This window comes from Paracoccus broussonetiae, from assembly GCF_031854425.1.
GTDB classification, from domain to species: Bacteria; Pseudomonadota; Alphaproteobacteria; order Rhodobacterales; family Rhodobacteraceae; genus Paracoccus; species Paracoccus broussonetiae.
The window spans coordinates 1-873 of the sequence record NZ_JAVRQI010000054.1 but is presented as its reverse complement, the minus strand read 5'-3'; the positions used below and the strand labels follow the sequence as shown (position 1 = coordinate 873).

The 873-nt window shown below is 65.1% G+C and carries 1 protein-coding gene; it reads right to left on the bottom strand.

What is annotated here, in order from left to right:
• A partial coding sequence (locus RM190_RS23335) for an NAD(P)/FAD-dependent oxidoreductase (RefSeq protein ID WP_311761875.1) occupies positions 1-873 on the bottom strand: 873 nt, incomplete at both ends.

Genomic DNA, 873 nt, shown 5'->3' with positions numbered 1-873 from the left:
GCCCTCCAGCAGCTCGGCCACCATCGGGTGATGCTTGAAGCGCTGGAACTCCATATAGGGGTACAGATGCGGGTTCTGGTAATTCAGGTGGACGACGAAGCCGACCAGCACCTGGTTGCCCTCGAGGTGATAGATGAAGCTGCCGCCGCCGGCATTCTTGCCCAAGGGCCAGCCCATGGTGTGGGTCACGGTGCCGGGTTTCGCCTTGGCCGGGTCGATCTCCCAGATCTCCTTCATGCCAAGGCCGAATTTCTGCGGCTCATGCCCGTCCGACAGGCGATGGCTGGCGATCAGCTCCTTGGCGAGCGAGCCGCGCACGCCCTCGGCGATCAGCACGTATTTGCCGCGCAGTTCCATCCCCGGCTCGTATTGCGGGCCGGGGGTGCCGTCGGGGTTCAGCCCCATCTCGCCAGCCACCACGCCGACGACACGGTCGCCGTCGCGGACGAGCTGCGAACAGGCCATGCCCGGAAAGATCTCGACCTCCAGCGCCTCGGCCTGCTCGGCCAGCCAGCGGCAGACATTGCCCATGCTGACGATGTACTTGCCGTGGTTCGACATCAAGGGCGGCATCGGCCAGTTCGGGACGCGGACCTGCCCGCCTTCGCCCAGAACATAGAAATTGTCCGAGATCACTTCGGTCTCGACCGGGGCGCCCTTGGCCTTCCAGTCCGGGATCAGCCGGTCGAGGCCCGCCGTGTCCAGCACCGCCCCAGACAGGATATGCGCCCCGATCTCGGACCCCTTCTCCAGCAGCACCACCGACAGTCCGGGGTTCACCTGCTTCAGACGGATCGCCGCAGAAAGACCCGCAGGCCCACCGCCAACGATCACAACGTCATATTCCATCGCCTCGCGGACGGTATCGCTCAT